This is a genomic window from Candidatus Jordarchaeum sp., from assembly GCF_052745115.1.
This window is the reverse complement of record NZ_JBRAKS010000256.1, coordinates 1-5,614: the sequence shown is the minus strand read 5'-3', so window position 1 is coordinate 5,614 and position 5,614 is coordinate 1. Positions and strand designations below refer to the sequence as shown.

The window sequence follows — 5,614 nt, the reverse complement described above, 5'->3', positions numbered from 1 at the left end:
TGAGAATGGTGTGACCCACAAATTAACCTTACCAACCGTATTTGGCACAGAACCCAGGTAAGCTTCGGAGCCACATAATTTATAGAAGAAACAAACAGCTATTTTATCTACTAACCAAGGATAGAAATAAGTGTTAATATATCTTTTTAGAATACTTTTAAGTAAAGTGGTTAGTTTATACATTTAGTTTATTCGCTGTTTGAGTTTAGTTACAATAGGTCTATGTTTTATTATTCTCTGATTTCTATATTCTTTCCTATTCACTTTTCCGTGGTGGCTTGGGTGGAAGGGTCCGTGTTTAAACCCCTGTTTTACAAGAAGGTTTCACGCTTCACAGGGCGAGGAGCATAAAAACAGCTCCTGAAGAGAAAGAAAAGCAGGAATTAACAATCAACAGGACAGTGAGAAAATCACAATATAATAAGTCATAGACCCATTGTTTAGTTATGACGAGTATAGAAAAGATTATATGAATAACTGTCCGAAGAATTGTTCATGGTGGTAAAGTTGCCGAGTACCAAGGTATTGTTGACAGGTAGTACAGGATTTATCGGTAGCCATATCGTTCCTTTGCTTGTTGATAGGGATTACGATGTTTTTGTGCTTGAGAGATATGTTACTGGACGCTTTGTTCTTGGCCAGATGAGAAGTGTTAAAACGGTTTTCGGAGATCTGAGAGAGTACTCAACGATTAAGAAAATTATCAGCGAGGTTCAGCCGGATATTGTGATCCATTTGGCGGCGATAAGCCCTGTGGCTTATAGTTATGAACACCCTCAGGAGGTTATCGAAGCTAACTTTATGGGTACTGTAAACCTAGCGGAGGCTTGTATACGTGAAGTGCCTCACTTTAGACACTTCCTTTTTGCTTCAACTTCGGAGACCTATGGTAATGGTCCGAATCCAAGGAGAGAGGACACGCCGCAGAACCCTAATAGCCCTTACGCTGTGACCAAACATGCGTGTGAAAAGTATCTGATGTACATGAGAGATGGGCACAATTTTCCCATAACGATACTAAGACCCTTCAACACCTATGGAAGAAAAGATAACACACACTTTGTTGTGGAACGCACAATTGTTCAAATGCTTCAAAGCGAAACAGTAAGACTTGGAGATCCAAATCCGGTCAGAGATTTGCTCTACATTGACGACCACACAAACGCTTACCTAACATGTCTAGAAAACGAGAAAGCCATCGGTGAAGTTTTCAACTTTTCCACAGGCATTGGAGTTTCAATAAAGCAACTTGTAGAAATTATTAGTAAACTAACCGGCTTTGAGGGCGAAGTTATCTGGAACACCATACCCCCAAGACCGCTGGACATCATGGAGCTTATAGGAGATTACACGAAGGCTAAAAAAACCCTTGGCTGGGAGCCAAAGTTTAAACTCGAGGATGGACTGAAACGAAGCATTGAGTATTGGAGAAACAAACTATTAAAGGACAAAACGATGTAAGTTATAAACAGTGAACAAAAGACAAAAACAGTTTTTAGAACCTTCCAGTGTTTTTGGGAGGTATTAAGTATTTAAAAAGCTTAAATATTCATTAATGTAAAGAGTTATAAGGAGTTAGGTACTAGAACCTTCTTGTCTCATTTTTCAGTGGTGCGACGTATGACTATTTGCATAATTACGGATCCTCTTCTAAACGATTTTGGTCCCGCTCGACCTGCGCTACTTTTATCAAAAGAGCTGGCTAAGAAGTACGATGTCTCTTTGGTTTCCACCTCAATATCCAAAGATATTTACCAGAAGCTTAACTCTTTTGGAGTTAAACCCGTAAACCTTGGGGTTAGGTTTCACTTTAAGGACTCGTCTCTCGTGTGGATTGAGGCGTGGAGCAGAGAAGCCTTTCTGTCCCTAAACTCTCATAAATTTAAGAGAAATGATGAGATTTTGCTTAACTTCTCCAACACAATAATAATTCCCTCCAATGTCTGGTTCGTGTTGGGCCCAACAACATCTGCCCTAGATAATATTAGGGGCGAGCTACCATGGTATTTTCAGTACATGTATAGGATTTTGAGACCTGCTTTCTTTTATGCAGATAGAAAAAATGTCAGGTTGGCGGCAAGGAAATCGAACATAGTAATAGCTACCTCAAATTACTGTGCCAGCCTGTATAGAAGGTTTAATGTGAAGGTTCACGATGTTATATACGTCCCGATAGACTGTGAAAAGTTCAAACCTTTGCGTGATAATTCATCAAATAAGTATGTTATAACCTACTTCGGTAAAGAAACAAAATTCTCCACGATTCAAAAGGTGGCGGATAAGGGGATAAAGGTAAAAGCCTTCGGTGCTAAGCTATCATATGTTCCCAAAGGTCTTCTAAATCACCCTAATGTTGAAATTTTGGGCCACATAAGTGATGAGGAACTTGTTAGACTTTACTCCAACGCTCTGTTTACAATCTTCCCGTTCACCAACGAGGAGTTCGGGTACATACCTGTAGAGAGTATGGCCTGCGGCACACCAGTCCTAACCTACGCATTTCAGGGTCCAGGAGAAACCGTTATTAACGGTGAAACAGGCTGGCTTGCAAAAAGTGAAAATGAGATTGTCCGGCTAGCCACATACCTATGGCAGAAAGCGTATTCTTCTGAGATGCGGGAAAAGTGCAGGCAGAGAGCGCTTGATTTTGACGTAAAAAAAATTAGTCAGCAATGGTTAAACATAATTAAAACTATAAGGGAACCACAGTAGCGCCCTTAATTAACTCTTGGCACCTTTAGGCCCCTAACAGCGTCGTTTTAAGCCAATAGTCTATATAAAGGTGTGTTAGCCATGGAAATTTTACCTAAGAAGAGAACCACTGAGAAGGATTTACAGACGATTCACGCTCATAAAGTAGAGGAATTGTTTAGTAAGAGAAAAACTTGGAATTGCTATAGGTATCAAGAAAGATTCGCGAAGGTTATTGAACTTGTTCAAAGTTGTTTCCCAAGAAGAGCAATATAATCGACGTTGGCACCTGTCATGGAAACTTTGCTGTACGTTTAGCCTCTGAGAGTTACATCACATTGGGGCTTGAGTTGCAGCCCCACTCCTTGAAGCTTGCGCGATGGAAAATGAAAAATAAAAAGCTAGGAGTAATGGCAAACATTAACTTTGTAGTGGGAAGTGCTTCAAACCTGCCTGCACCACCTAGTTCTCTTGATTGTGTTCTCTTCTTGGAAACTATAGAACACTTAAGAGAATCAGAGAAAGCTCTCCACGAGATAGGACATATCCTGCGGGAAAATGGCCCTTAGTTCTATCAACTGTGAAGAGATTCAGTTTTATCCCCAACAGCCAATCCTTTAAGGAATTCAAAATAAAAAGACAGAGAAAAGTAGCCATAAGGGTGGCGAGGCAGAAGTGTTTTTCTTTCTCCTTCTCCATCACCCAGTTCATGGTTTCCCCCCTTCCCTTCTTCTTGGTTTTGGGCCAGACTTGTTTTTTGGTTCGACCCAATATGATGTACACCTCTTTTCTCGCGGCTCTTCTTGCATGGTTTTCCCACGCTTCGTGAAGAGCTGCTGCGTGCTCTTCTCAGGTCTTCCCGCGTCTCTCTCCTCATTCTTTCCGTGATTTACTGAGGGGTGGAGGTTCTGCGGTGTAGGGTAATGATGAGGACAATCAGCAGTAAGGGCAATATACCTTGAACGATAAGTATTTTCATCATTTTGTATCGCCTTAGGACGGGATGCCTTTAATCCACTATAAGGGTATCCTACCCCCCAAAAAACTCTTTTTCAAATGCTGAAAATATCGAAGTTTAAATGAAAAAATTTTGTTCCCTAGTTTAGGGGGTTAAGAAATGGAGAAAAAAACAGTTTTCTTAGGAGTGGTAGAGTCAGCAAAACACTTCTTATCGCATTCTTAATTATTCTGCCTGTTTTGTTTTCTGTGAGGGTTATTATGGCTGTTGCAAAGATAGATTTTAGTGATACGGAGAGGATTAAAGAGTATCTTAGGCTCTTTCTGAGACCACTATACTTTGCTCTCGGCTGGGTGAAGATGGTAGTTACTGTTGGGGGCAAATCGTATTTTGATAAGACCGTTCAGTGGAGATCTTATAATTATAAAGGAAATTTTTTTCGATGAAATTTATGAGCGTTCCTATAGGCTAAAAAAGGGAGATGTGGTTATCGATGTCGGGGCCCACATTGGAGTATTTACTCTAAAGGCGTCTAGACTCGTTGATTCTGAGAGACTGGTTATCTCAGTTGAGCCTGACCCAGAGAATTATGCTATGTTACTAACTAACATAAGGATTAACTCGCTGAAAGGTGTAATCCCAGTTAGAGTGGCGTTAATGGATGAAAGTGGAACTGTTAAAATGTCGAGAAGTGGTGATGCTATAAGCCATTCGGTAGTTCTCGAGAGAAGTAAAAAGTATATATTAGTTCCAGCATTAACTCTAGATGAACTTTTAGGAAAACTCGGAGTTAAACGGTTTGACTTCATTAAAATTGACGTAGAAGGTGCCGAGCTTCAAATAATGAAAGGCTCAAAAAACAATCTAATTAGCAACAAGCCCAGCATGGCTATAGCTTCGTATCATTATCCAGGCGAGGCTAAAAAAGTAGTGAAACTCCTCAACTCCTTGGAATTCGGAACAGAAAAATGGGAGGAAAAAATAATTTACGCGTTTCCAAACCGTTAACTGCAAAACCCTATAATAGGGTTTAATCATTCTTTTTCAAGCCAAATTTTTCAACCCCTACTTCTCACATAAGAGATAAATGAGCAAGCATAATATCATTCCCCAACTCCGTCTTCAACACTAACCCCCTAACCTCCCCCGCTACTGGGCTATGCGTTACCCACAATTATTGTGGATACCTTTTTATCATATACGTGATATTTTTTATAGCGGCAACAGGAAAATATGCGTATTTTGCATAAAACTAGAGGAAAGCAATTACTCTTAGCACTTATGGGTAATGCATAGCTCGGCTCTCCCCTTATGGTAGCGTTGGATTCTGATACTTACGTTTCCCTTCCTTATTTATGTCTGTAATTTTCTGCTACCAGATAAACAGGATTCACCTTTAATTAGGAGACTAAAAATTTCCCAAAAAACTAGAAGAATAACTTTTATGATTGTGATTCCTGTGCTGTTTTTATTCTCGGCTGCGTATATGGTTACGCCTTCTGAGCAAGCCTTTTTCCACTTTACGCATTTTGAAACGCAGCAGTATCTTCCTTCGACCATGCAGCATAACACTATTCCCCCCTACCAGTGCCCACATGCAGTATTGGCCTGTGCGTGGTTAAATTTTAACATGACCCCCGACCCGTGCCTTGTTGTTCATAAAAGCCTATGCGGCTGGGCCAAACTCTACATACTCCTCAGACCAGCTATAATTCACTTTAACCCATTTCTTATCTACAACTTTGACACCCACCCATACGTGGACATAGCACTGGCTATGACCAAAACGGCAGGGCACAATACTACTTATATCTTAACTATCCACCCTCTAATCAATTTTTATACGGCAATTTTAAGTTAGTTTTCCGTTTAGGCTTGATTGAAGTATTTAGAAGTGTTGATTAGTAGCGATAGTATTTAATTATCAAGTGCTAGATGATTTTTCAAGTATAGGTGGGAGGCAAG

General features: G+C 40.2%; 8 protein-coding genes. 7 read left to right on the top strand and 1 reads right to left on the bottom strand.

Features of this window, described 5'->3' with window-relative positions:
- Positions 1 to 507 precede the first annotated feature (507 nt).
- From ACUVXA_RS15305 to ACUVXA_RS15290, 4 genes are all read left to right on the top strand, one after another.
- Positions 508 to 1,461 (top strand): NAD-dependent epimerase/dehydratase family protein, encoded by a 954-nt coding sequence (locus ACUVXA_RS15305; protein ID WP_445872150.1) that lies wholly within the window; start codon positions 508 to 510, stop codon positions 1,459 to 1,461.
- A 159-nt stretch (positions 1,462 to 1,620) separates the two neighbouring features.
- Positions 1,621 to 2,712 carry a glycosyltransferase family 4 protein gene (locus ACUVXA_RS15300; RefSeq protein ID WP_445872149.1) on the top strand — a complete coding sequence of 364 codons (1,092 nt, stop codon included), beginning with the start codon at positions 1,621 to 1,623 and terminating at the stop codon, positions 2,710 to 2,712.
- Positions 2,713 to 2,793: 81 nt separating this feature from the next.
- Positions 2,794 to 2,967, top strand: a complete 174-nt coding sequence (locus ACUVXA_RS15295; protein ID WP_445872148.1) for a hypothetical protein — start codon at positions 2,794 to 2,796, stop codon at positions 2,965 to 2,967.
- Positions 2,943 to 3,260: a class I SAM-dependent methyltransferase gene (locus tag ACUVXA_RS15290; protein ID WP_445872147.1), complete on the top strand. Its 318-nt coding sequence runs from the start codon at positions 2,943 to 2,945 to the stop codon at positions 3,258 to 3,260. The genes ACUVXA_RS15295 and ACUVXA_RS15290 overlap by 25 nt, the downstream gene beginning before the upstream one ends.
- A gap of 5 nt (positions 3,261 to 3,265) precedes the next feature.
- Here the strand turns inward: ACUVXA_RS15290 and ACUVXA_RS15285 are convergent, their stop codons facing one another.
- Positions 3,266 to 3,568, bottom strand: coding sequence for a hypothetical protein (locus ACUVXA_RS15285; protein WP_445872146.1), 303 nt, complete (start codon positions 3,566 to 3,568; stop codon positions 3,266 to 3,268).
- A gap of 341 nt (positions 3,569 to 3,909) precedes the next feature.
- On the opposite strand from ACUVXA_RS15285, the gene ACUVXA_RS15280 reads away from it, so the two are divergent.
- The 3 genes from ACUVXA_RS15280 (at position 3,910) to ACUVXA_RS15270 (ending at position 5,510) form a co-directional block, all read left to right on the top strand.
- Complete coding sequence (locus tag ACUVXA_RS15280; protein WP_445872145.1) at positions 3,910 to 4,095, top strand: hypothetical protein; 186 nt, start codon at positions 3,910 to 3,912, stop codon at positions 4,093 to 4,095.
- Complete coding sequence (locus tag ACUVXA_RS15275) at positions 4,040 to 4,657, top strand: FkbM family methyltransferase (protein ID WP_445872144.1); 618 nt, start codon at positions 4,040 to 4,042, stop codon at positions 4,655 to 4,657. The genes ACUVXA_RS15280 and ACUVXA_RS15275 overlap by 56 nt, the downstream gene beginning before the upstream one ends.
- 436 nt (positions 4,658 to 5,093) lie before the next feature.
- Positions 5,094 to 5,510 (top strand): hypothetical protein, encoded by a 417-nt coding sequence (locus ACUVXA_RS15270; RefSeq protein WP_445872143.1) that lies wholly within the window; start codon positions 5,094 to 5,096, stop codon positions 5,508 to 5,510.
- The last annotated feature ends 104 nt before the right edge of the window (positions 5,511 to 5,614 follow it).